A 21,890-nucleotide genomic window follows, 5' to 3' on the forward strand; every position below is an offset into this window, starting at 1 on the left:
ATACTGAAAAAGCGTAATTCTATTTAACGTTTTTTTCCAAATAAGCAATTGCTTGACCAACTGTACCGATGGTTTCAGCCTGATCATCAGGAATAGCTACATTAAATTCTTTTTCAAATTCCATAATCAATTCTACGGTATCTAAAGAATCTGCACCCAAATCGTTGGTGAATGAAGCCTCTGGCGTAACTTCGCTTTCGTCAACACCTAGTTTTTCTACGATAATAGCCTTAACTCTTGAAGCAATATCAGACATAATTTTATAATTTAATGGTTAAATAATTCTGTGCAAAGAAAAATAAATTCTTACAATTTTCAAATGTTTTTATTTCTCTACCCTAATTTGGCTCTGAAATAACAAGCGAATATAGAATTAGTTTTTTAATTTCGTTCTGTAAATAATTTATTTCGACTTGAACAGAACTTACCTGAAATTAACCTTAGACCTTGATTTCATACTCATTGCGATTACCGCACCGCTTAAAGACTATGTATTGTGCCACAAAATTAATACGCGGTTAAACACCCAATTCGAAAAAATCGAAGACCATGAAATATTTTTTAACATTGATGAACCTGCCTGGTGTTTCTCTAAATATTACTTTTTTGTCGAGCAGGGCGAGATAGAATATTACCTGATCAGCAACCGAAGCAGCGACGGATTGCTGGTTCCGGAAATGGGAAATGTAGATTTTTTTATCATCATCAAAGAATTTATTGATCAGGAAGATTTGAATTATTTAATAAACGGCCTCAATAAACTACCTGATATTCAGGTCGCTGCAAAGATAGATCCAACCAAATTAAAGAGTAAGGAGAATTTGGTAATATAAAAATTATATACTTGGTGTATTAAATACACTATATTTGAGGGTTATAAACGACGAAACAAAGAACAAAATATATAAAACTTAATGCAGTTTAATTATTTTTGATAATAATTAGCGCTACAATTAACTGCATTGTTAAAATCAATTAATTAAATGAAACCTTTTCATTCGAGAACCAAAATTGTTGCCACGCTTGGCCCTGCATCGGCAAAACCAGACGTATTATATAGTATGTTTAACGCAGGTTTAGATGTTTGCCGTTTAAACTTTTCACACGGATCTCAGGCAGATCACCAGGCTGTTTTAGATACCATCAAAGATCTGAACAAAAAATATGACTATAATGTAGGAATCCTTGCCGATTTACAGGGACCAAAAATCCGTATTGGTTTAGTAAAAGAAGGCGGCATTAACCTGGTTAATGGCAAAACAACTGTTATTACAACTAATGAATGTATTGGTAATGAAGAAAGAATTTACATTACCTACCAAAACTTTCCTCAGGATGTACAGGCTGGCGAAATCATCCTTTTAGATGATGGAAAGCTCCAAATGAAAGTGATTTCAACCAACTTGAAGGATGAAGTGGTTTGCGAAATTGTTCACGGTGGTATTCTGACTTCAAGAAAAGGCGTAAACCTTCCAAATACAAAAGTTTCTATTCCATCTTTAACACCAGAAGACAGGGAAAACCTTGAATTTGTTCTTCAAAATGATGTAGAATGGATTGGTTTATCTTTTGTGCGTAAAGCGGAAGATATTATTGAGCTTAAAAAGATCATTGCTGAACGTGGTAAAACCGCGCGTGTAATTGCTAAAATAGAGAAACCGGAAGCCATTGCAAACATTGATGAGATTATTGCAGTGACCGATGGAATTATGGTTGCCCGTGGCGACCTGGGTGTTGAATGTCCGATGGAAGAAGTGCCATTGTTACAGAAAATGATTGTGGCTAAATGTAGAGCAGCATCTAAACCTGTAATTGTGGCAACTCAAATGTTGGAAAGCATGATTACGACTCCCCGCCCTACCCGTGCGGAAGTAAATGATGTGGCTAACTCTGTTTTGGATGGTGCTGATGCGGTAATGTTAAGTGGTGAAACTTCGGTTGGAGAATTTCCATTGATCGTCATCGAAACCATGCAGAAAATTATTCAAAACATTGAACAAAACAATTATCCTTTTAATCCGGATAAATTCTTAAAACCAAAATCTCCATCTTTCTTAAGTGACGCGATTTGTGACTCAGCTTGTTTCTTAGCTAAACAAACCAATGCCGTTGGTATTGTATCCATGACTTTAAGCGGTTATACTGCATTTGAAATTTCAAGTCACAGACCCGAAGCTTTAACCTTCATTTTCACCAGTAACAGATCTTTATTAAATGCAGTTAGCTTACTTTGGGGAGTTAGAGGTTTTTACTATGATAAATGGGAAAGTACAGATAATACCATCATTGAGGTTAACGAATTCTTAAAAAGCAAGAAACTGGTTAAACAGGGTGATATCATTATCAATACGGCTGCGATTCCGATCGATGCAAAAGGTAAAACGAATATGTTAAAAATTACCGTTATAGATTAGTATAACTAATTTACTGCAGGGTGCTTCATTTAAATGAAGCACCTTTTTTTATGCCCATCCTCTACATATCCTGCGAATTGCTTATCCTTATCTACAGCTATAAGAGGGACTTAAGCCGGACTTTGGTCGGATATGATTGTCATAAGTCCGACGAAACCCCGACTTAAGTCCGTCTAAAATCCGTCAAAACAGTTAAGCTTTTATAATGCTCTATATAGGAATAAGTTTATAATATGTCCGATACTATTTATACGGCTTTAGCTTTCCAAAAAATTAAGCAATTAAACAAACATCGCTTTAGAGAAGAATAAGTTCATCAGATCGAATTTATTGTCATTAATTTTTGTGGAGATATGAATAAAAAAATTACTTTTGCAGTCCGACAGACACGGAGAGGTGTCAGAGTGGTCGATCGAGCACGCTTGGAAAGCGTGTGTACTGCAAGGTACCGCGGGTTCGAATCCCGCCCTCTCCGCATAAAAACGGTCAGTTTTAATCTGGCCTTTTGTTCTTTTGAAACTATTTGTAATAACAATCAGGGAGTTATAGAAATATAACTAAAAAAACGGTTAGTTATGCGGATAAACGAGATATAGTTTCTATGTTTGCATCCCCGATAGGGAAATAAATGCCAAAACGGAGTGGTAGTTCAGCTGGTTAGAATGCCTGCCTGTCACGCAGGAGGTCGCGGGTTCGAGTCCCGTCCATTCCGCAAGAAGACAAAATACAACCTGCTAAATCATTGATTTTTAGCAGGTTGTTCTTTTTTTTATCTCAATTGTTCTTTCATCAGGTAAATCTCAAAAAATACGTAACTACCTGTTTCAGTGTTTACTGTGTTTGTTTTTGGTTCGAGTCCTGTTCACTCCTTCCCATCATTGAACTACCTGTTCTTATAAAATTCTTCGAATGATATTCTCACAAGTATTTTTGCGATCAATTCAAAAAATGCTATTTCTGCATCGCTGAGCTCGGGTATTTGTGCCGGCGCTTTGCTTCGTCCGAATTGCCGTGGTTTACGTTTTGGATTTTTGTTGCTTTTCTTTTTTTCATAATTCAATTCTTTAAGGTTATGAAGTAAAAGACGAGATGCAATTCACTTATTCGTGTATTAAGTGAAAGTATCCACTCCGTTTCGCTTCAAACTATCCAGCCCAACCAGGCTTTTTTATTTAGAACCTTCTGTCCACTGGAACTTAAAGCAGTATAATCCAAAATCCAAAGTTGCAAATAACACCCCTTTTGCTTCGTGAAAACACAGAATCACATCCAAAGCAGTTGCAGACCCAGATATATATAGATGTAATCATAAAAGACCTCTCCTTTTAAGTCCTTAAAAGAGTTAGGATTTATTTTCAATACTGATATAACTCAATAGTACAGAAGACATAATAGAGTCTTAAAATGCTTTAAAGTCAGTCGAATGGACATTGGAAGTATTTTGCTAACTTTACTATAGTTTCAATGTTTAACGCTGGGAGTACACTAATTTGTTTTTTACTAAATAGAGGGCTGGTAGGTGATATATCCAAAAGCAATCAGTTCCCGCATGCATTTATGATAAGTGGCAATTGAGGCTACCTTTGAGAAGGCCATCAGTTTTCTCCTTGTAACTGAAAATGGCTCCCGAAACTGTTTATGTTGCCAGCATATAAATATTGCGGTTAGGATACTGATGTGGGTAGATAACAATCTGCTGTCCGATTCCAATCGTACGATCTTCGAAACGCTGAAACCTTTCTTTGTTGTGGTTTCTTCGCTAATCATGGATTTCCCTCAAGCAGCGTGGTTATATCCTCCATCTTATAATACATCATACCGCCAATCTTAGTATACCTCAGTGTTCCGTTTACGCGAAGGTGCTGCAGGGTGCCTGGTGAAATATTGAGGAGCTTTCGCACATCAGCACTCTTGAGCCACTGCCTGTTTTCTGACTCTCCAGGTTTTATAAGCTGTTTTATCTCGCTCAGCAATTCGGTCTTAAGGTTTCTCAGGTCTTCCTTGGTGATTAGTTCTACATTCATCTTTCTTTCCTTGATTTAAGTTTACCATAAAATTATTTTACCCATTCCTAATGTCATGTGTCCCTTCTACCTTAGAAGGCTAAAAAGTAACACAGTGCTTTTGGTAGTATTTGATCTGGCACAAAGAAAGATAAGGGCAAGAGTTTTTCGCTACCATACAGAATTGCATGGTAATGGATTGGTTAGAACTAAAATGTATTGTGCATGGACTGAATAAATATCAAATGATATTTATTCTAGCTTTTGGATGCTTTTGGAAATGGCAAGCTATTGCTATTTTCTTTTAATTTCCCTGATCTCAAAAAGATGTTGATCTGAGGGGACAGATGAGGAGCGGTTACCTGGATTGCGCCTGTCTTTAGGGAAATAGCGGCGAACCCGGTCAAAGTCAATTTCCTTGTGGTCTTCGCGAAAATATTTGCAGATCATTTTTACCCACACAATCTGAAACTCTGAGAAAACCAGCTCTTTATCAGAGGGCAATTTCATCTCTTGCATTTGGATAATCAAATCTACAAAACTCAGGAACACTCCTTTAGGAATATCGATAAATTGCGTGGTTTCTAGTGCGGTTGCCTTCTTAAGTTCTGCCTTAAGCGTTTCTATTTGTTGCCGAAGTGCGTAGATATCGGATTCCTGATTGGCAACGATGTTGTCATATGATTTATGTACATTCCAGTTGTCAAACGATATCAATAGATTTCTTAGCTTTGTAAGATGAACCATTTCACGCTGCGTTTTGACATGGTTTTTTGCGTAAACACATCCCTACCGTTTAACACCCTCAGTTGTCGATCAATTATTTCGAAGAAATTTTTGAAGAATAATTCTTCATTACTATTATCAGTGTTTTTTAGGTAATAATACAGATGATGTTGGTAAAATTCCTGAAATCTCAACGATGGTAAGGCAAAGATTCTTTTGAAAACATGCTTTAAAAAATGTGATCGGCTCCAGGTTATTGGGTTTCCAATATCCAAAGTATTGGCAGAAAAATCAAAGCGATCACAGGGCTTGAAATAAATGATGCTCATAATGTATCGATTTATTCAAATATAATATTTTGGATGATGGATTTATTTTTCTACGTATTATACAGCTCATAAAAACTCTGAGCTGTTCTAAGTTTCCACGAATGGATTTATACCAAGATTTAAACTTTTGCATTCTTGAGGTAACCGTTTTGAAACAGGACAAACTATAATAGAAACGTTGATTAAAGCAAAATGGCCTAAATATATCCTTATAATTATAAATCACCGGCAGAGTACCTATTCAAAGGTAGTTGAGATTATAAGAGTTTAGTATTGCCATAAATTACAAAATTCAGCCGAATTGATGCACTTTTTCACATATGTTAAGATCAATTAATATTTAAAACCTAAGAAATCATCTCCATTAATAATTAGATTTTGTAATGTATTTTATTTCGTAATATCTTTAAAAATAAAATATGATTTTACTTTTTAAACAAGAGGAAGAAAATTTTGTCATCTTAAAATAACATGGAATCAAAAAAAAACAAAGTAGTCTTGTATAACAAAACTTGGAGAATGAAACCCGAAAAAGAGTACAGTGTACAAATTGGTGATGAGTTTGAAATAACTACCCGGCGTCAGTACATGGATAAAGCTATTGCGATCATTTTTCATATGCCTACATTATCCGCTGATGATGTAATACTTGATCAAAGTCGGAAAAAAAAGAATCAGCTTTGGATATTTTGGTCGATGGAGTGCGAACTGAATTATGAGTGGCAGTCTCAAAAAAAAATACTTGACTTGTTTGATATCTTCGCTACCTACAAATTTGATTCAGATGTCCCGGTGCCGTATTTATACAGTGGACATCGAGAGTCACTTAAACCAAAAATCGTTTCGAAAACACAATTCGTAAATGCATTCATTTCTAGTGACTTTAATCTTAGTAGCAGAAACGAATATCTAAAAGATCTAATGAACTATATAGATGTGGATTCTTACGGTAAGATATTGAACAATAAGCAATTAAAAGATGACGAAGGCGAACCTTCAAAACTAAATACTATTTCCAAATATAAATTTTCTTTAGCTTTTGAAAATGCTATATCAAAAGATTATGTTACCGAAAAATTTTTCCAACCATTAATGGCTGGATCTGTTCCAGTATATCTTGGTGCACCTAATATCGAAGAATTTGCTCCGGGCAATAACTCTTATATCAATGTTAATTCCTTCGATTCGGTTAAATCGCTAGCTAATTACCTAATCTTCTTAAATGAGAATGAAGCAGAATATCATGAATTTCAAAAATGGAGGGACCTTCCATTCAAGGATAACTTTGAAGAAAAATTATCAATTGTGTCAAATGATTTTCTCCCAAGGCTTTGCGAAATAATCAAGAAAAAGAGCAGTAAATATAACTAAGATGAATTTTTTATCCAATGTTAACAGCAGGGTTATTGTAATAAAAAAGGAAAATGGTATTATCAGATAGAAATAATACGAGCAAAATAGAGACACTTGGCATGTATCTCTGGCACGAGCCTGCTTGTTCAGTTCTCGTTTAATCATCCGTCGAGGTATAAGTTATGTATTTCAGTGAAAGTGGTTCTTCGTCACTTTTGGCGAAAGTATATTAAAAAAACTACATAGATTACTGGACAGATTCAAACTTTCTCTAAGAGTTAGCGAAAAATATCATCAATCTTGGACCTTAGAAGTTCCATATCTTACTGAAGTCTCCCATTTAAATATTGAACCACTGAAAAATTTTCCAATTATTTTAAGATAACTAAAGAAAATTAATTGCCTTAACAGGAATCTTTGTATTAATATTAAAAAAATAAATTTCATTGGTTCACCATTTTTAATTAAGATTATTCCACAAAGAATAGAGTCCAGCAGAAGGAAAACAACGTAATTCTTGAGTGTAGTCAACTCTCCACCACTCAGTAAGTAAAACAATGCTATATAATCCAAGCAAGGTGTTATTAGGGGAAGTAGTATGCCAAAAATCCAGTTGTAGGGAACCACTATCATAGACAGAAGCTTGTTGTCATGATTAAAAATCTCTTTCAGGTACTTGCAAAGAACTTGTATGGTTCCAACCTTCCAGCGAACCCGTTGCTTTAAAAATGCTTCGGCGCTTTCTGGTGCTTCAGTATAGCCTACAACATCAGGGGCATTTCTTATTTCCAAACCATGACAAAGTATTTTCATAGTAATATCTGTATCCTCGGTGAGGGTATCATTTGTGTAGCCACCGATTTGCAGTAAAGCCGATCTTCTAAAAGCACCAATTGCGCCAGGCACAACCATGATTCCGTTTACAGTTTCAAAGATTTTTCTTTCATAATTTGGGTTTGTTATATATTCTATGTGTTGAACATATGTAATTAGATTCACTCTATTTGCGACTTTTATGTTGCCAGAAACTGCGGCCACATTGCAATTACTGAAATAAGGTAATATCTTTTCTATTATATCAGGCTTAACCAAAGTGTCTGCATCTATTGAAATCAAAATGTCAGAGGTTGAGGACTTGATCGCCCTGTTTAACGCCGATGCTTTACCATTGTTTTTTTGCTTTAGAATGCTGATCCGTGGATCATTCCCGAACTCAGCTTTACAGATTTTATGGCTATTATCTGTTGATCCATCATCAACTACAGTTATCTTTAAGTTTTCAGATGTTATCAGACTAATATTCCTAAGTGTATTGGCAATTACTTTTTCCTCATTATACATTGCTATGATAATCTCAACAGTATATGATGTTGAAAGTCCTCGTAAAGTTTTTTTTGGAGATGTCTTTCTGTTTACTAATAAAATAAACACCAGTGCTTTGAGACAGATTAGGAATATTAGTATATTGATTATATACATAGGTTCAATGGGTTTTTTATTGTTGACTAAATCATGTTAAACTTTTTGGTTATGAATAGTTTCGGGCAATACGGAAAGCTCTATTTCCTTATTTTTGCCATTAATCATTATATCTTTTATGATTTCAGAATCTTTAATTCCAAGTTTTTGGCTACACGCAAATATTGAACTGAAATGTTTTTCGTCCCAAGTGTTATATCCGTTATAGGTATAAACATATAATTCAGGTCTGTCCGGAATAAAATTAAGAATTTTCATTGCTATCAGGCCATCAATCATCGGTGTGTCCTCCCCCTTGTTTGCACTTATGTAGCCGATTTGCTTCATCGATTGCTTTTCACAAAGAAGACTTCCTTCCCAAGGGCGATTATTTGAGATATATGCAAAGTTATTATCGTAATTGAATAACAGCCATTTAGTTAGAATACTTCCTTTCTTGCCAGAACGTACAATTACATCGTACTGAACTGAAAGCCTGATAGGGCTATACCAGTCATCATCATCCCATTGACAAAGAAATGCACCATTCGCATTGGCAATCGAGATATTTCTTAGTTCTCCTAAAGTTAATTTCTTGTGTTTGCTGATACAGACTAGATGAATATGGAAAGTTGGACGTAATCCCTGCAAAAATCCTGAAGTAGCTTGGTCGTCCGCCTCATAGACTATAATGAGTTCTTTATTTGGGTAATCCTGTTGCTCAAAACAATTGATCGCTCTTAGCAAAAAATGTGGTTTTCGATGCGTAACGCATAAGCACGAGATGAGCGGGAACCTATTGCTGTATGTGGTTAAATTTTTATTATTACTCATTAGTATCTGTTTGGTTATACATAAAACAAATTGAGATGCTTATGATTTGAACTTTTTAGTTATGTGCCAATTTTGTTACGTTTATAAAATTTGCAAGAAATCCCCAACTTTTTCAATAACCTAATTGTATAGTTATTTAACGGGGGTATTATAAAATATGATACAATGTATTTATTTTTTTTTAATTTGTCAATATTTTAGGTGGTTTACAGTAGTTTAATTCAGTTATATGAGCCTTTGTAATCATGGTTTTATTATAGAAAAAGTCTGTGAAACGTCCCAAGCACAACTAGATGCCTGGGAGATGAATAAGTCGGCTTCCCCGGAAAACTGCAGTGTTCTTTCCCTCCAGTTTAGTCTTGGATCCTTGAACATGAATTCTTTCCAAATTTCCTTAGAACAACTAGTCGAGAGACATGACAGTTTAAGAACAAAATTTCAGTATATCGATAATTCACTAAAGCAGGTTGTCTGCCGATATGATCGTTCAATGGTAAAAATAGACTATTTTGATATTAGTTCTGATAACAACACGGGGCTGATTTCAGAGATATTTAACAAAAAGCGGATGGAGCTTTACAGGTTGGATCAAATTCCGCTAGCCAGATTTTTATTTTTTAAGCGGAATAACGGTTATCACTTTTATCTTCTAATACATCACATAATTTCAGATGCCTGGTCAATTCAGATATTGAAAAGAGAACTTTTTTTATGCTATGAGGCAATACAAAAGGGGGACGAGCCAAAACTCCCAATTCTCAGCAGACAGCTAAGTGACTACACAAGAGACATAATACGAGCTTTTAATAAAAAGGAAGAGAAATTTGTCAGATTCTGGGCATCAAGACTCAACTGGTTGAACGATCCTGTTGCAATTACTCAATCTATACAATTAAGAATGGGTATTGAAGAATCTAGCAACGCCTCAATAAGAGATTCATATTTAAAAATACTCAGTTCGGGAGAGAATAAATCCTTTACGTGGAATTTTGCGGAAGGTAAATTAGAAAAATTGGTGCTTGCTGCTACCCGCCTTAATTCTTCTGTAAATTCAATTGTTTATGCTAGCTTTCTGTTTAGTATTTACGCAATTTTTAATAAGGATAAAATTCTGCTTGCGACCCCAATTGCAGATCGTACAAATGCTGGCGACCGGTCTATTGTTGGGTGTCTAGTAGGTTCAATATATCTATCCAAACAAATGCTGGATGGTACGACATTAGAAAATTTCATCCGTGAAGTATATTTTGAATTGCTTAAGTCAACGCGTTACCTGATCTATAGTCATAAATATATCTTAACGGATGGCATGGATTTGCGTTTAAGCTCCGATGTTTTTGTCAATTTCTCAAATAGAAATCAAACGCAATCCATTAGGGCAAGCACGGCTGGTAATGGTTTTGGCACAGAGGATGATCTTTATTATCCACTTAATTGCATAGTATCAGAATATAGCGATGCAATATCCTTTAAATGGCAATATAATTGTCAGGTGTTCTCTGACGCTGAAATTATTTCATTAACACACTATCAGAATGGTTTCTTGGAAAATGTAACTGGCGAATCAGAAACCTCTATCTCTGGCCTTCGTTCAAAACTACATGAAGCTAGTAAGCAAAATTCTTAATCATATGAGAATCCCTAAAATAATCCATCAAACATGGAAGACTTCTGAATTGCCCACGGACCTCAGATTGTTGTCAGAAACATGGAGGGCTAAACATCCTAACTGGAGTTTTAAGTTATGGACAGATAAGATGAATGAAGAATTTATTTCTAAACAATTTCCTGACTTTTTGGATCAATATCGTTCCTATTCCAATATTCAAAAGGTTGATGCCGTTCGATATTTGATTCTGTTCGTCTATGGTGGTGTATTTATAGATTTAGATTTCGAATGTTATAGAAATATTGAACCTATACTTCATGATTGCGAATGCTTCTTCGGACAAGAACCCGTACAGCATGCTTTGCTACATAATAAATCACAGATTGTGAGCAATGCAATAATGGGGTGCACATCCCGCAATCTCTTTTTTAAGGAATTATATCAAGGTATGAATGTCAAGAGGCCGGTTTATCAGGACGCGAACACAGAGGTATTGGAATCAACTGGTCCTTTCATGTTAACGAAAATTTACCAAAAATTTAAAGAAAAAAGTAAGATTATGGTTTTTGACTCCGATTTCTTTTTTCCGCTCACAAAGGATGAACTAATCATCTTGGAAAAAGAACCTAGCAATCTGTTGCTGAATGAAAAGATCAAAAAAGCTTTTGCTCTCCATTATTTCTTTGGAACATGGTGGAATCCAAAAAGCACATAATTCTTATAATCAGATAATATTTTCATTTTTTAGATTTATATCGGTGCAGGAATTTTAACGATTTAGCAAGATGGAGTAATATTTTAGCGAAGTTAATCGTTTATCTTTCAATAGATTTATCACCAAAAGCGATAAGACATTACTCCCTTATAACTATTGTGCTATATTGAATCTTTTTCGAAAGCTATTGTTCATTCATATCATTCACACTATAAACAGCATCTGACTTCCAGCTAATCATGTATCTAACAAAAAACAAAAGTATTATAATTGTTACCATTTAGTATCTCTTAATTGTCTTTTTCCTTTTCAATATCATTTTTTATTTCTACCTTGGATTAATCGATTTACTATTCGAGCAATTTATTTTTAGCTCACGTATAGTTCGATTAAGTTCTGACTCTTCCTAGTAATTAATATTGTTGCGCTTATTATCAAGATATCCTTTTTTAACAACTACTTGAAAACAGTGCCACTTAATGAATAAGTATAAAAGCTTATATAATCAACCACTTTTATTTATTTAATTAAAACAATTATGAAAAACAAAGAAAATCAAACTGAGCTGTTAAATCAGGCCAAAGAGCTGATTAAGCCACGTAGAGCAGAAGATGTATTTGCTGCAAACGCAGAAGTTGAAGCGTTATGTTCCGAATTTGGATCCGGGACCGACTGCCGGATAGGAAATTCATCAATAAATCCTAATGAAGACAGTCTGCTCTTCTAATCAAAGACAGGCGTACCTGGGTTTGTCCGGGTACGCCTAGATTTTTTATAGGGCGGTACAGCTGCCTTTTACTCATCTAGCCAGAATTCCATGAAAAATATCAAACCCAGTTTCTATAACGTTATAGCTCCCGTTGAGGAAGAAAAAGAGTATCTTATCTATAATGTATTATATGGAGGATTAGAGATTCTCAATTATGCGCAAGGTCAATTTTTTGAACAACTAAATAATGGACTTATCGATTATGAAGAACTTTCTGAACAAGAAGAAAGCCTAGTGAATTATTTGTATGATAAGGGGTTTGTAGTTGACTCCGTGCGGAACGAACAAAACGAGTATCATGTTAAATATTTAGCGAAACAGGATAAGCTATATGATAGGGATGAGGCTAGTATTAACCTCACAATTGGTACAACCATAGTGTGTAATATGGGGTGTCCTTATTGTTTTGAATTTGTGAAACCGAACAAATCGCTTAACAGCGTTGAAAACCTGCATGCAATCATCTATTATTTAGAAGATATGATTAAGAAGTCTCCAGTTAAAAAATGGAGATCGGTTAACGTAACATGGTATGGGGGAGAGCCCCTAATTAATAAAAGAGCTATATTAAACCTTACGCCATTATTGAGATCACTATGTGAGAGAAATGGGATGGTATATAATGCCAACATTATAACGAATGGTATATTGTTAAAGAACGATAATTGGCAACTTCTAGCTGATTGCGGTGTCCAAAATGTCCAAATTACAATTGATGGGCCACAAAAAACCCACGATAAAAACCGGCCTCTAAAAGGAAAAAACAAAGAAAAGCCTAACTATTTTCAAATACTCGAGAACCTTCAAAATATCCCTAGCACCATAAAGGTGTCGGTTCGGATAAATACGGATAGAGAGGTTTCAGATTCAATCGATCAAATGCTTTTAGATTTTCAGGTATACCAGTTATGGCCAAATTTATATAAACAGATAAGTTTTAACCCTGCGTGGCTCAGGACTTACGAAGAGGCAAATGAAGAAGATACTTCGATGAGATTTGACGTCGATGAATTTTTTCAATTTCAGCAAGACTTCAGGATCAAGCAAGTCAAAATATACAATAAATTTGCAGAGGAAAATGGCTTGTCGCTCGGCAAGCTAAACTGGAAATTGCCAGAATTGCAGGATGAATGTGCAACCTGGGTTTCACCTTACAGTTTAGTAGTTGATCCGGATGGGAATGTCCACAAATGCTGGGAAACCATCCATGAGAGCTCAGAGGCGATAAGTCATGTGTCAGAAGGTTTTGATCTGGAAAAGCACCGGAAATTCATGAAATATGATCGGGTTGAATTAAATGATATTTGTGTCTCATGCAAGTACATGCCAGTTTGCGAAAAACTATCCTGCTCTCACCAAGCGGAGAAAGAAGGCAAACCCGAATGTACATGGTGGAAGACAAAAACAGAGGACAGTCTTGTTGCTCAGTACTTGTTACTCAAGCATAATCCAGAGCTCATTGTAGCGCCTAATCATCTTACAGCAGAAAATACCGGACATTCTAATAAATAGAATTTATTATCAGATTACAAGGTACATAGTTAGATGAAAGGTTCGATAACAAATATTATTCAGCAGAAGAATATTCAGGCACTGAAATATTATCAGGGGTTGTTTCACCCTACCTATCAAAATAATTATACGATAGAACTGGTAAATAAAAGCATAGATCTTTCTCCTCTGATTGCAAAAAAAAAGAAAGACCTTAATTTCCTTAATATCGCTAGCTATAATCTCTGTGCTTTTATGAAGATATGCTTAGCTGACATTAGAAACAATACTCATCATGACTATTCAAGGGTTGAATCGATCGAAGTTGTTTTAGAAAAGTGGGGTAATGCAATAGCCAATGGAAATTCCTTTTTGACCTATGACTTTGCAAAGGAATCCATAGCAGTATTGGAGAAGTTAGATCCTTTACTATTGTTTAAGCTTAAAAGCCCTAAATATGAGGTAATACCTTACGCATTCAAAAATATACCCAAACCTTTCAGAGCCTTTGTTAGGTTGAATAATTATTCCTCGGAATCAGATTCATCTAATATGTTATCTTCACTCTTTAATTATTTTGCCGAGAATCCAGATGTATTTAAATTCGTTGAGCGTATAGAGGTTGCTAAGAAAGAGCTGCCTTTTGAGACTGTTTCTACAGAAGAATATCCATTGTTCAGCGTCTTTTTTAATTATGATACTGTAGAAAGTCCCAGTAATGAGGCTGTCATTAGGACTGTCGAGCACTTTGTAGATATGGGATCTAGTGCCTTGAATATGTCAAATTCGGGAGATTACTCTTACCATGTCGCTAAGAACACTACACTTTCTCAAGGATTCAAGAATTACAAACGATATTTATTACTAATGGACATTCTTGATGATGTATATCACCGGGAAAAAAACCATGCCTTTGTCTTACCGGAATAATGTTTTTATATGATTGCAATTATAGACCAAGGTGTTGAGAAATCGCATCCAAAACTGAAAAACTGTTCTCTTTTAGGCGTGACGATAGCTGAAGATGAAGGTGTAATTACTGTTGGGTCGAGTGATTTCACCGACGACTCCGGCCACGGGACAGCGATAGCATCAATTATTCATAGGATTATACCGGATGAAGAGATTATGTCCGTAAAATTGACATCTACCAAAGGGGTGATAACCGAGCCGCTACTTTGTGCAGCTATTCGTTTCTGTGCCACATTAGAAAATATTTCTTTGGTGAATATTAGCATGGGAATTGCTAATGATCGGGCTTCCTATGACTTGGAGAGTGCCTGTCTGGACCTTCATAGCAGAAAGATATTTGTTGTTGCTGCCAGTCACAACTTTGGCAATCTTTCATGCTTTCCATCTGATTTACCCTCAGTAATCTCTGTTGGCTGCGGATTAGTTAGCACCAAGTTAGAATTTGGTTATGATGGTAATAAAATTTTAGCAAAGGGATGTACTCAACGTATAGCTTGGAAAAATGGTACTTTCAAGATTGCTTCAGGGACAAGCTTCGCTACTGCACACTTTTCTGCTATTTTACGACGCTATATGTTGATTGACAACGTTTCGTATGACCAAGGGCAAGATTTGATTAAACAAAAATTCAATCCCACTGTTGCCGAATTTATATACATACAGCGGGATTATAAGTTAATAGGCTCCACATCCGAGGTTGTAGATCGGGACTCTAACCTGGCTCTAGGAAAAGAAATTTTTAAACCAGACAGATTTTTAGGGTCTAGCAGCATAGCAGTATTTCCTGCTTCGGATAAGGAAATTAACACGATTGTAGAGCTTCAAAAGGAAAGCACTGTCAGCCTCAAATTGGTAATTGATTATCCTAGGAATTTTGCAAACATTCTTAAACGGGCACAATCATTTGAAAGAAGTGTTATTGCAAGAGAGCCTTCCGAACTGGAATATGATCTTTTTGACACTTTTGTAGTCGGCTATTTCATGGATACCCCAATAGAGTCAAACATAATATTTGGTCAACGGCTTATTGAAAATTGCATTAGCCGCAATAAAAATATGGTCATATTTGACAATGATGTATTTCATGTGGTGAAAAAAAAGCTTGAAAATCATCCGAGTTATACTGGAAAAGTGAAATTTACTTCTGTTGAAAGAAAGTTAGCTTCTCGCTTAAGCTCATTTCTACATTTACCCCCTGTTTCTTCCCCGGTATTAGCTGTAGTAGGAACAGGAAGTAAGCAGGGGAAGTTTACAACCCAAATACGGCTGCAAAATATATTGGAAAATGCCGGGCATAAAGTGACTCTATTATCTACAGAACCGCAGGGTATGCTTTTTCGGGCCGCATTTACCTTCCCTTATGGCTACAATTCAAATGTTGCAATAACGTTAAGTGAATGGGAAAATAAATTGGATATCATTATGAGAGGGATAGAATACTTTAACAAACCGTCAATAATACTGACCGGGATTCAGGGTGGCATCCTGCCCAGAAGTGGCGCAATCAGGACACCTAGAAGTCAATCGGTCTTTGCGTCTATGCATTTTCTTTCAGGAGTAAAACCAGATGCAGTTTTGTGCACAATTAACCCGGATGACAGTATCCAGCACATCAAACAAACTATTCAAACAGTTTTTAATTATTGCAAATGCCCTTGTATTTTATTCATGATGACTCCTTCAATAAGGGAGTTTCAGGAAACTCCAAAAGGGAATCTTAAAAAATTCAGAAATCTCAGCCCAGAGGAAATGCAGCCAGTTATGGAAAAGTTTTCTGAAGAACTTGGCATTCCTGTAATTGATATAATGGACCCTGAAAATTCTCCAATGATACTTGAAACCATAGAACAGTTTTTTTCTGTTGAGAAATCGTTGAACTATGAAAGTTGATAGTATTTATAAAGAATATGGTGTAGTCAAAGAAATCAACCTCAAAAAATTTGATGACACCAGCAAAGTCACCATGGCACTGGATAAGCCTTTGAAGATATTGGATTCAATGGAGGAATGGAAAGCAATGGATTTATGGAATGAGGACTATTTTTTATCACTTTTCAGCCAAGAGGAAATTTTAGCAAAACGGTATATCAACGGTATGAAAGAAATCAAAAAGTTCTCCCTTCAAGAATATTTTATCTACCTTAAGGATGAGTCTGACGAAATTCCTTTTTATCTGACTGACTGTCAGCTTCATTTAGGGACTAGTCTCGAAGAGGATTACCAAGAGCCTGAAGTCTTTAGTTGCTGGTATAAAAAAATTAAACAGGAAGAGAGAAAATCGACATTATCATGGATCTATATTGCTCCAAAGTACTCTATTTCTCCCTTGCATTTAGATCTTTGGGGGACCAGTGCTTGGAATGGGGTGATAAACGGGGAGAAATTGTGGATGTTTTTTTCGCCTGACCAATATAGGTATCTTTACAATGGAAGAGTGAACCCTTTTAATCCTGACTTCAGTACCTACCCCTTATTTGACAAAGCGAGGCCCGAGGTATGTTTTCAGAGTAAAGGTGAAATGGTATTTACACCTAGCGGATGGTGGCACGCGGTTTTAAATTTAGAAAGAGGTTTTTCTATTACAGAAAATTTTATTAATAATACCAATTCCACTCGTGTCCTGGAGTACTTTAAAAATTTAAGTCCGCCAAGCTATAAAACAATTCAAAAATTGATAGAAAACAACAGCTAATCCAATTGAACATATTATGAATAAGAGTGAAATCCAGCAAAAGATCGATTCGATTATCAACGAAATACTAAGCCGGGACCCGGGTCTTAACTTTAATGAAATGTCCATTGCGGATAAAATGAATATTATTATCAGTGAATCTAGTCAAGCTCTTGAATTTGTAACCACTGTAGAAGATGAATTCGACATAGAACTTGATGACGATGATATCGACCTTGATTTTTTTATCGATATTAATACCATGATCGAAAGGCTAAATGTAAACATAACCAACAAGAGCCAATAACTTATCGCGAGACTTTAACCTATGACAAAGAAAAAAAGGACACTTCTAATTATATTTTCTACAATAGCATTTTTGATTATTTCTTCCCTTTACAATATTTTAGTGGCACAGGAAAAAGCAGTGATAACTGCTTCGAATGTTTCCTTAGTGGGAAGTGTAAATAACGCTCAATCAAATCCAATTGCTGGTGCTACGATTATTCTGTTTTCGCTTCCAGAAAATAAAGTGTTAAAAACTGCAGTCACAGAGCAAAATGGATCATATAGATTTGAAAATGTCCTGATTGGCAGTTTAAAAATCATCGCAAGGTCGACAGGTTATCAGGCTGATACAGTTTTTTTTGAAATAAAAAATGGTGACACTGTTAAGGTTTTACCCCTAATCAAACTTAAACCTGAGACCATTGTACTAAATGATATACATATAGTTGCTGAAAAGAAAGTCATTGAACTAAAAAATGACAAGATTATTTTTAATGTTGAGAACTCCATATCTTCTGTCGGAGATAATGCTCTGGAAGCACTTAGGAAAGCACCCGGTGTATCCGTAGGTGTAGATGAAAGTATCAGTCTCAAAGGGAATGGTGGGGTCCAGATACTGATTAATGGGCGAAATACTCAATTGTCGGGTGCCGATTTAAATAGTTATTTAAAATCAATTTCCGCCTCCAATATTTCTGCGATTGAAATAATTGGAAGTCCCTCTGCGCAATACGATGCCAGTGGTACTGCTGGGGTAATAAACATCAAGATAAAAAGAAATCCCAATAATGGATTGAACAGTTCCATTTCCGCAAACGGTCTTTATGGTAAAAATGGAAAATTCAATGGACAAGGGGACATCAATTATAGATCTGGCAAATTGAATGTTTATGGAAACTACGGTTATAGCTATGATGATTATGAAACACTGAGGACAATTGACAGAACTGTCTTCCAAACCTCTCCCATCAGTTATAACCAGAGCTCAACAGAGAACGACCTTCGTAAAACCAGGTCGTATAAGGCTGGTATTGATTGGCTGATCAATAAAGAGAATACCTTGGGTTTTCTTTTTAATGGATTTGATTCTGATAACCAAAACCTCATAGTTTCCAGTACAGATATTTCTGGAATGACTGGTGTTATTGATTCGGTATTGAGATCTGAAAATACGACAGATCGTGATAGGCATAGTAAAACATTGAATTTAAACTACAAATTTGCGGATACTTTGGGAAGGGAACTAAGCATAGATCTCAGTTATATCGATTTTCGTAGACAAGAAAACAGCTACCAGCCGAATGTTTACCTCAGCTTAGGCGGTACCCAGTTGCAGACCAATAATACCTATTATAATACTTCCCCCTCAGATGTTAAGATAGGGGTTGCAAAAATTGACTATACCAGTCCATTATTTGGTGGAACTTTCAGTGTCGGCAGTAAGGCATCTTTTGTGAATTCTGCAAATAAATTTGATTTTTACAACGTCTATGGTAACATTTATATACCTGATGATGAGAGAACAAATTCGTTTGATTATGACGAGAATATCATTGCTGGTTATGTGAATTTCAGTAAAGACTTTAAAAGGTGGAGCTATCAGGTAGGCGTGAGAGCCGAACAAACCATCTCCAAAGGTAATCTGGATGCTAAAACCACCGTTGATAGCAGAGTGGTTGACAATACATACCTGAATTTTTTTCCAAGCGCTTCCGCTTCGTATAAATTAGATGATGATCATGCTTTTAGCTTATCTTACAGTCGTCGTATTCAAAGACCGGATTACCTGTCACTTAACCCGTTTGAAGCCAGGCTTGATGAGTTGACCTTTAGCAGAGGAAATCCGTTTTTAAAACCTCAGATGTCCCATAGTTTCCAATTGTCATATTCGTTCAAACAGTATTTGATCGCCTCTGTCAACTATTTAAAGACTAATGATGTTGTCGCCCTAATAATGGATTCGGTTGATAGAAATAAGATCACATACATTCCTCAGAATATTGCCTCAGGGACTAATATCGGTCTAAGTGTTTCCAGTAATATAAAGATTGCTAAATGGTGGAGCTTATACACAGGTATCAATACTTACAGGGCAAACTATGAAGGCTTGGTTAACCAAGCCGATCTTTCAAATTCAAAAATTACATTTATGTGGAATGGGCAGAATACTTTTAAGATTAGCCCGACTATTTCCTCGGAGGTGTCTTTTTTCTACCGGAGTCCTGAAGTCTTTGGGACTTTTGTAAACAAGAGCATAAGCCAGATTAGCCTTGGCCTACAAAAGAAAATATTCGGAGATCATGGAAGGATAAGCGTTAACTATTCTGATGTATTCCACAAGATGAAACTGTCGAGTTTCAGTAATTTTAAGAATCTTGCGATATACAGTACACAAACTCCCGAAACTCGGATCCTTAAAATTGGATTCTATTATAAATTCGGTAAAAGCGGGGTGAAGAAGGCTAGAGAGCGAAATGTAGGTTCAGAAGAAGAAAACAGAAGATTATAATAGTTATGTTAAGAAATGGTATAGATCTTGTTGAAATAGAGGGGTTTAGACTCCTGTTAGAGCGTGGTGGACAAAGACTCGTAAACAGGCTTTTTTCTCAAGATGAAATTGAGTATTGCAATAAAAAGCCCCATAGGGTTATCCACCTGGCTGCTAGAATGGCAGCAAAGGAGGCGGGTTTCAAAGCACTTGGTACTGGATGGAATGAAGGGGTGCAATGGAAAAATATTGAAGTCTTTAACACCGTTCAAGGCAATCCCTTATTGATTCTTTCTGGGAGGGCACTCCAGATTTTCAACGAACAGGGTTTTAAAACCCACAGCATTTCGTTATCACATTCCAAATCATATGCCATTGCATCTGTAATGTTCTCCAGCTAATCCTTAAAATTCAAAAAAATGATACGATTATTTTCAACTCTTAAAATTCTGCCAGCTATTTTATTTATCTACAATAGTGCCCTTTGCCAGGCCATCAATCCTTCCGGGCAGTCAGATACAGTGGCTGTTAAGGTTGCCAGCTTTTCAGCTATCGAGGTTGGTGGAGCTGCGACTGTCATACTCGCCAAAGGCGGCCATACGATCAAGATCGTAGGAGATAAAAATTTTACTTCCCAGATCAGCTGTGAAACAAAAAACAACACGTTGGTTATTGGAACGAAAAATAATGTTTGGTTTAATTTAAAGGGGCCTTTGGAGATCTATGTTCCGGTTGAGCAATTGAACATAATTTCAAACATTGGGAGTGGCCATATCCGCTCTGGGGATTTAGAACTAATGGATAAAAACCTTTCGATCCGTTCGGCCGGATCGGGTAGCATAACAATATTTACCCATTCAGATGTCTTAAAAATCGAGAAATCGGGTTCATCATCTGTTACTCTCTCTGGGGAAAGCAAGAAACTATACATCGATTCCAAAGGTAGCGGTTTAGTTGATGCCTCTAACCTTAAAGCAAAGAGTGGTGATATAAGCTCATCTGGAAGTGTTGTGATAAAAGCGAACTATAGCGATTCGGTATCCGTTGATCTAAAGGCTGGCTCAAGCTTGTTTATAAGCGGTAGTGCTGTGGTAAATAAATCCAAAGGCAATAAAGGAACTATAAGTCCAATAAATCAATAACCTGTATTCGTTATGGGTGAGGAAAATCTAAAAATAGACAATCATGATAATAAGAACAGATGATATTGATGGCCGAAAGATATTTATTGTAGATAAATGTTTAAGCGATGAGGAGATAAAAAATTTTTATACCCTTGTTAAAGGGTTATCCTTCACTAGGACGGAGAAAGATCATGAAAATGACCAGTATCCGATTTTTAGTGTAGATTTTATCCCTGACAAAGTCGATGGCAAGACCGCGGTCGGGTTGAAATCAAGAGAGCTAATCAATCGCTTCTATCCAGATCTGGACTACCGTCTGTATAGATCGTATATCAATATGACCCATTATGGGGATATGGAGTACCCTCACAAAGACTGTTCTGATGAAGAAAATGATCTTACAATTGTTTATTATGTAAATGAAATCTGGGATTACATTTGGGGAGGGGAAACCATATTTTATTCCGAGAAGGATCCCAGGGTTCTTGTACTTCCAAAACCAGGGAGATTTGTTTTATTTCACGGTAATATAGAGCATATGGGGTCGATTCCCACTAGGGAATGTACTACATCTAGGTTTTCATTCGCACTTAAATATAGGTTAAAGGGAGCTGTAGCACAAAATTTAACCGCTTAATAGTCACCT

General features: G+C 36.0%; 20 protein-coding genes and 2 tRNA genes. 17 read left to right on the forward strand and 5 right to left on the reverse strand.

The window, feature by feature from the left end:
• Window positions 1-19 precede the first annotated feature (19 nt).
• Window positions 20-256, reverse strand: a complete 237-nt coding sequence (locus OQX64_RS12780) for an acyl carrier protein (protein WP_008508386.1) — start codon at window positions 254-256, stop codon at window positions 20-22.
• A 157-nt stretch (window positions 257-413) separates the two neighbouring features.
• Between OQX64_RS12780 and OQX64_RS12785 the strand changes: the two genes are divergently transcribed.
• From OQX64_RS12785 to OQX64_RS12800, 4 genes are all read left to right on the forward strand, one after another.
• Window positions 414-833 carry an IPExxxVDY family protein gene (locus OQX64_RS12785; RefSeq protein WP_088299559.1) on the forward strand — a complete coding sequence of 140 codons (420 nt, stop codon included), beginning with the start codon at window positions 414-416 and terminating at the stop codon, window positions 831-833.
• 150 nt (window positions 834-983) lie between these two features.
• Window positions 984-2,414: a pyruvate kinase gene (gene pyk, locus OQX64_RS12790; RefSeq protein ID WP_088299560.1), complete on the forward strand. Its 1,431-nt coding sequence runs from the start codon at window positions 984-986 to the stop codon at window positions 2,412-2,414.
• 390 nt (window positions 2,415-2,804) lie between these two features.
• Window positions 2,805-2,889, forward strand: a tRNA-Ser gene (locus OQX64_RS12795).
• A gap of 163 nt (window positions 2,890-3,052) precedes the next feature.
• Window positions 3,053-3,126, forward strand: a tRNA-Asp gene (locus tag OQX64_RS12800).
• Window positions 3,127-4,177: 1,051 nt separating this feature from the next.
• Here OQX64_RS12800 and OQX64_RS12805 read toward each other — a convergent pair.
• Together OQX64_RS12805 and OQX64_RS12810 are read right to left on the reverse strand one after the other, a co-directional pair.
• A complete protein-coding gene (locus OQX64_RS12805) occupies window positions 4,178-4,438 on the reverse strand; it encodes a helix-turn-helix domain-containing protein (RefSeq protein ID WP_265819063.1) in 261 nt (86 codons plus the stop codon).
• 273 nt (window positions 4,439-4,711) lie between these two features.
• Complete coding sequence (locus OQX64_RS12810) at window positions 4,712-5,164, reverse strand: hypothetical protein (RefSeq protein WP_265819064.1); 453 nt, start codon at window positions 5,162-5,164, stop codon at window positions 4,712-4,714.
• Window positions 5,165-5,943: 779 nt separating this feature from the next.
• On the opposite strand from OQX64_RS12810, the gene OQX64_RS12815 reads away from it, so the two are divergent.
• Window positions 5,944-6,843, forward strand: coding sequence for a glycosyltransferase family 10 domain-containing protein (locus OQX64_RS12815; protein WP_265819065.1), 900 nt, complete (start codon window positions 5,944-5,946; stop codon window positions 6,841-6,843).
• Between the two features lie 276 nt (window positions 6,844-7,119).
• On the opposite strand, the gene OQX64_RS12820 is transcribed toward OQX64_RS12815, so the two are convergent.
• Together OQX64_RS12820 and OQX64_RS12825 are read right to left on the reverse strand one after the other, a co-directional pair.
• The gene (locus OQX64_RS12820) at window positions 7,120-8,304 is read right to left on the reverse strand and encodes a glycosyltransferase (protein ID WP_265819066.1); all 1,185 of its coding nucleotides are present in this window, start codon (window positions 8,302-8,304) and stop codon (window positions 7,120-7,122) included.
• Between the two features lie 36 nt (window positions 8,305-8,340).
• Window positions 8,341-9,117 carry a glycosyltransferase gene (locus OQX64_RS12825; RefSeq protein WP_265819067.1) on the reverse strand — a complete coding sequence of 259 codons (777 nt, stop codon included), beginning with the start codon at window positions 9,115-9,117 and terminating at the stop codon, window positions 8,341-8,343.
• Window positions 9,118-9,346: 229 nt separating this feature from the next.
• Between OQX64_RS12825 and OQX64_RS12830 the strand changes: the two genes are divergently transcribed.
• The 12 genes from OQX64_RS12830 (at window position 9,347) to OQX64_RS12885 (ending at window position 21,881) form a co-directional block, all read left to right on the forward strand.
• Window positions 9,347-10,744, forward strand: a complete 1,398-nt coding sequence (locus OQX64_RS12830; protein ID WP_265819068.1) for a condensation domain-containing protein — start codon at window positions 9,347-9,349, stop codon at window positions 10,742-10,744.
• Window positions 10,745-10,748: 4 nt separating this feature from the next.
• Window positions 10,749-11,441, forward strand: a complete 693-nt coding sequence (locus tag OQX64_RS12835) for a glycosyltransferase family 32 protein (RefSeq protein ID WP_265819069.1) — start codon at window positions 10,749-10,751, stop codon at window positions 11,439-11,441.
• A gap of 538 nt (window positions 11,442-11,979) precedes the next feature.
• Window positions 11,980-12,168, forward strand: coding sequence for a hypothetical protein (locus OQX64_RS12840; RefSeq protein WP_265819070.1), 189 nt, complete (start codon window positions 11,980-11,982; stop codon window positions 12,166-12,168).
• Between the two features lie 90 nt (window positions 12,169-12,258).
• Window positions 12,259-13,722, forward strand: coding sequence for a radical SAM/SPASM domain-containing protein (locus OQX64_RS12845; RefSeq protein WP_265819071.1), 1,464 nt, complete (start codon window positions 12,259-12,261; stop codon window positions 13,720-13,722).
• Between the two features lie 33 nt (window positions 13,723-13,755).
• Window positions 13,756-14,631, forward strand: coding sequence for a hypothetical protein (locus OQX64_RS12850; protein WP_265819072.1), 876 nt, complete (start codon window positions 13,756-13,758; stop codon window positions 14,629-14,631).
• A 9-nt stretch (window positions 14,632-14,640) separates the two neighbouring features.
• A complete protein-coding gene (locus OQX64_RS12855; protein ID WP_265819073.1) occupies window positions 14,641-16,563 on the forward strand; it encodes a S8 family serine peptidase in 1,923 nt (640 codons plus the stop codon).
• Window positions 16,553-17,365: a cupin-like domain-containing protein gene (locus OQX64_RS12860; protein ID WP_265819074.1), complete on the forward strand. Its 813-nt coding sequence runs from the start codon at window positions 16,553-16,555 to the stop codon at window positions 17,363-17,365. Before OQX64_RS12855 ends, OQX64_RS12860 begins: the two co-directional genes overlap by 11 nt.
• A 16-nt stretch (window positions 17,366-17,381) precedes the next feature.
• On the forward strand, window positions 17,382-17,651 hold the full coding sequence (locus OQX64_RS12865) for a hypothetical protein (protein ID WP_265819075.1): 270 nt from the start codon (window positions 17,382-17,384) through the stop codon (window positions 17,649-17,651).
• A 21-nt stretch (window positions 17,652-17,672) separates the two neighbouring features.
• Complete coding sequence (locus OQX64_RS12870) at window positions 17,673-20,141, forward strand: TonB-dependent receptor domain-containing protein (protein ID WP_265819076.1); 2,469 nt, start codon at window positions 17,673-17,675, stop codon at window positions 20,139-20,141.
• Between the two features lie 5 nt (window positions 20,142-20,146).
• A complete protein-coding gene (gene acpS, locus OQX64_RS12875; protein WP_265819077.1) occupies window positions 20,147-20,521 on the forward strand; it encodes a holo-ACP synthase in 375 nt (124 codons plus the stop codon).
• Window positions 20,522-20,539: 18 nt separating this feature from the next.
• Window positions 20,540-21,262 carry a head GIN domain-containing protein gene (locus tag OQX64_RS12880; RefSeq protein ID WP_265819078.1) on the forward strand — a complete coding sequence of 241 codons (723 nt, stop codon included), beginning with the start codon at window positions 20,540-20,542 and terminating at the stop codon, window positions 21,260-21,262.
• A 43-nt stretch (window positions 21,263-21,305) separates the two neighbouring features.
• Complete coding sequence (locus OQX64_RS12885) at window positions 21,306-21,881, forward strand: 2OG-Fe(II) oxygenase (protein ID WP_265819079.1); 576 nt, start codon at window positions 21,306-21,308, stop codon at window positions 21,879-21,881.
• Window positions 21,882-21,890: the final 9 nt, after the last annotated feature.

The sequence above is a fragment of the Pedobacter sp. GR22-10 genome, from assembly GCF_026239715.1.
GTDB lineage: Bacteria > Bacteroidota > Bacteroidia > Sphingobacteriales > Sphingobacteriaceae > Pedobacter.

Excerpts from the sequence above, each read along its gene's own strand:
- OQX64_RS12830 (WP_265819068.1), top strand. The coding sequence starts at position 9,347 with ATGAGCCTTTGTAATCATGGTTTTATTATAGAAAAAGTCTGTGAAACG.
- OQX64_RS12805 (WP_265819063.1), bottom strand. The coding sequence starts at position 4,438 with ATGAATGTAGAACTAATCACCAAGGAAGACCTGAGAAACCTTAAGACC.
- OQX64_RS12835 (WP_265819069.1), top strand. The coding sequence starts at position 10,749 with ATGAGAATCCCTAAAATAATCCATCAAACATGGAAGACTTCTGAATTG.
- OQX64_RS12855 (WP_265819073.1), top strand. The coding sequence starts at position 14,641 with ATGATTGCAATTATAGACCAAGGTGTTGAGAAATCGCATCCAAAACTG.
- OQX64_RS12845 (WP_265819071.1), top strand. The coding sequence starts at position 12,259 with ATGAAAAATATCAAACCCAGTTTCTATAACGTTATAGCTCCCGTTGAG.
- OQX64_RS12840 (WP_265819070.1), top strand. The coding sequence starts at position 11,980 with ATGAAAAACAAAGAAAATCAAACTGAGCTGTTAAATCAGGCCAAAGAG.
- OQX64_RS12885 (WP_265819079.1), top strand. The coding sequence starts at position 21,306 with ATGATAATAAGAACAGATGATATTGATGGCCGAAAGATATTTATTGTA.
- OQX64_RS12870 (WP_265819076.1), top strand. The coding sequence starts at position 17,673 with ATGACAAAGAAAAAAAGGACACTTCTAATTATATTTTCTACAATAGCA.
- pyk (WP_088299560.1), top strand. The coding sequence starts at position 984 with ATGAAACCTTTTCATTCGAGAACCAAAATTGTTGCCACGCTTGGCCCT.
- acpS (WP_265819077.1), top strand. The coding sequence starts at position 20,147 with ATGTTAAGAAATGGTATAGATCTTGTTGAAATAGAGGGGTTTAGACTC.
- OQX64_RS12865 (WP_265819075.1), top strand. The coding sequence starts at position 17,382 with ATGAATAAGAGTGAAATCCAGCAAAAGATCGATTCGATTATCAACGAA.
- OQX64_RS12815 (WP_265819065.1), top strand. The coding sequence starts at position 5,944 with ATGGAATCAAAAAAAAACAAAGTAGTCTTGTATAACAAAACTTGGAGA.
- OQX64_RS12820 (WP_265819066.1), bottom strand. The coding sequence starts at position 8,304 with ATGTATATAATCAATATACTAATATTCCTAATCTGTCTCAAAGCACTG.
- OQX64_RS12780 (WP_008508386.1), bottom strand. The coding sequence starts at position 256 with ATGTCTGATATTGCTTCAAGAGTTAAGGCTATTATCGTAGAAAAACTA.
- OQX64_RS12825 (WP_265819067.1), bottom strand. The coding sequence starts at position 9,117 with ATGAGTAATAATAAAAATTTAACCACATACAGCAATAGGTTCCCGCTC.
- OQX64_RS12810 (WP_265819064.1), bottom strand. The coding sequence starts at position 5,164 with ATGGTTCATCTTACAAAGCTAAGAAATCTATTGATATCGTTTGACAAC.
- OQX64_RS12850 (WP_265819072.1), top strand. The coding sequence starts at position 13,756 with ATGAAAGGTTCGATAACAAATATTATTCAGCAGAAGAATATTCAGGCA.
- OQX64_RS12880 (WP_265819078.1), top strand. The coding sequence starts at position 20,540 with ATGATACGATTATTTTCAACTCTTAAAATTCTGCCAGCTATTTTATTT.
- OQX64_RS12860 (WP_265819074.1), top strand. The coding sequence starts at position 16,553 with ATGAAAGTTGATAGTATTTATAAAGAATATGGTGTAGTCAAAGAAATC.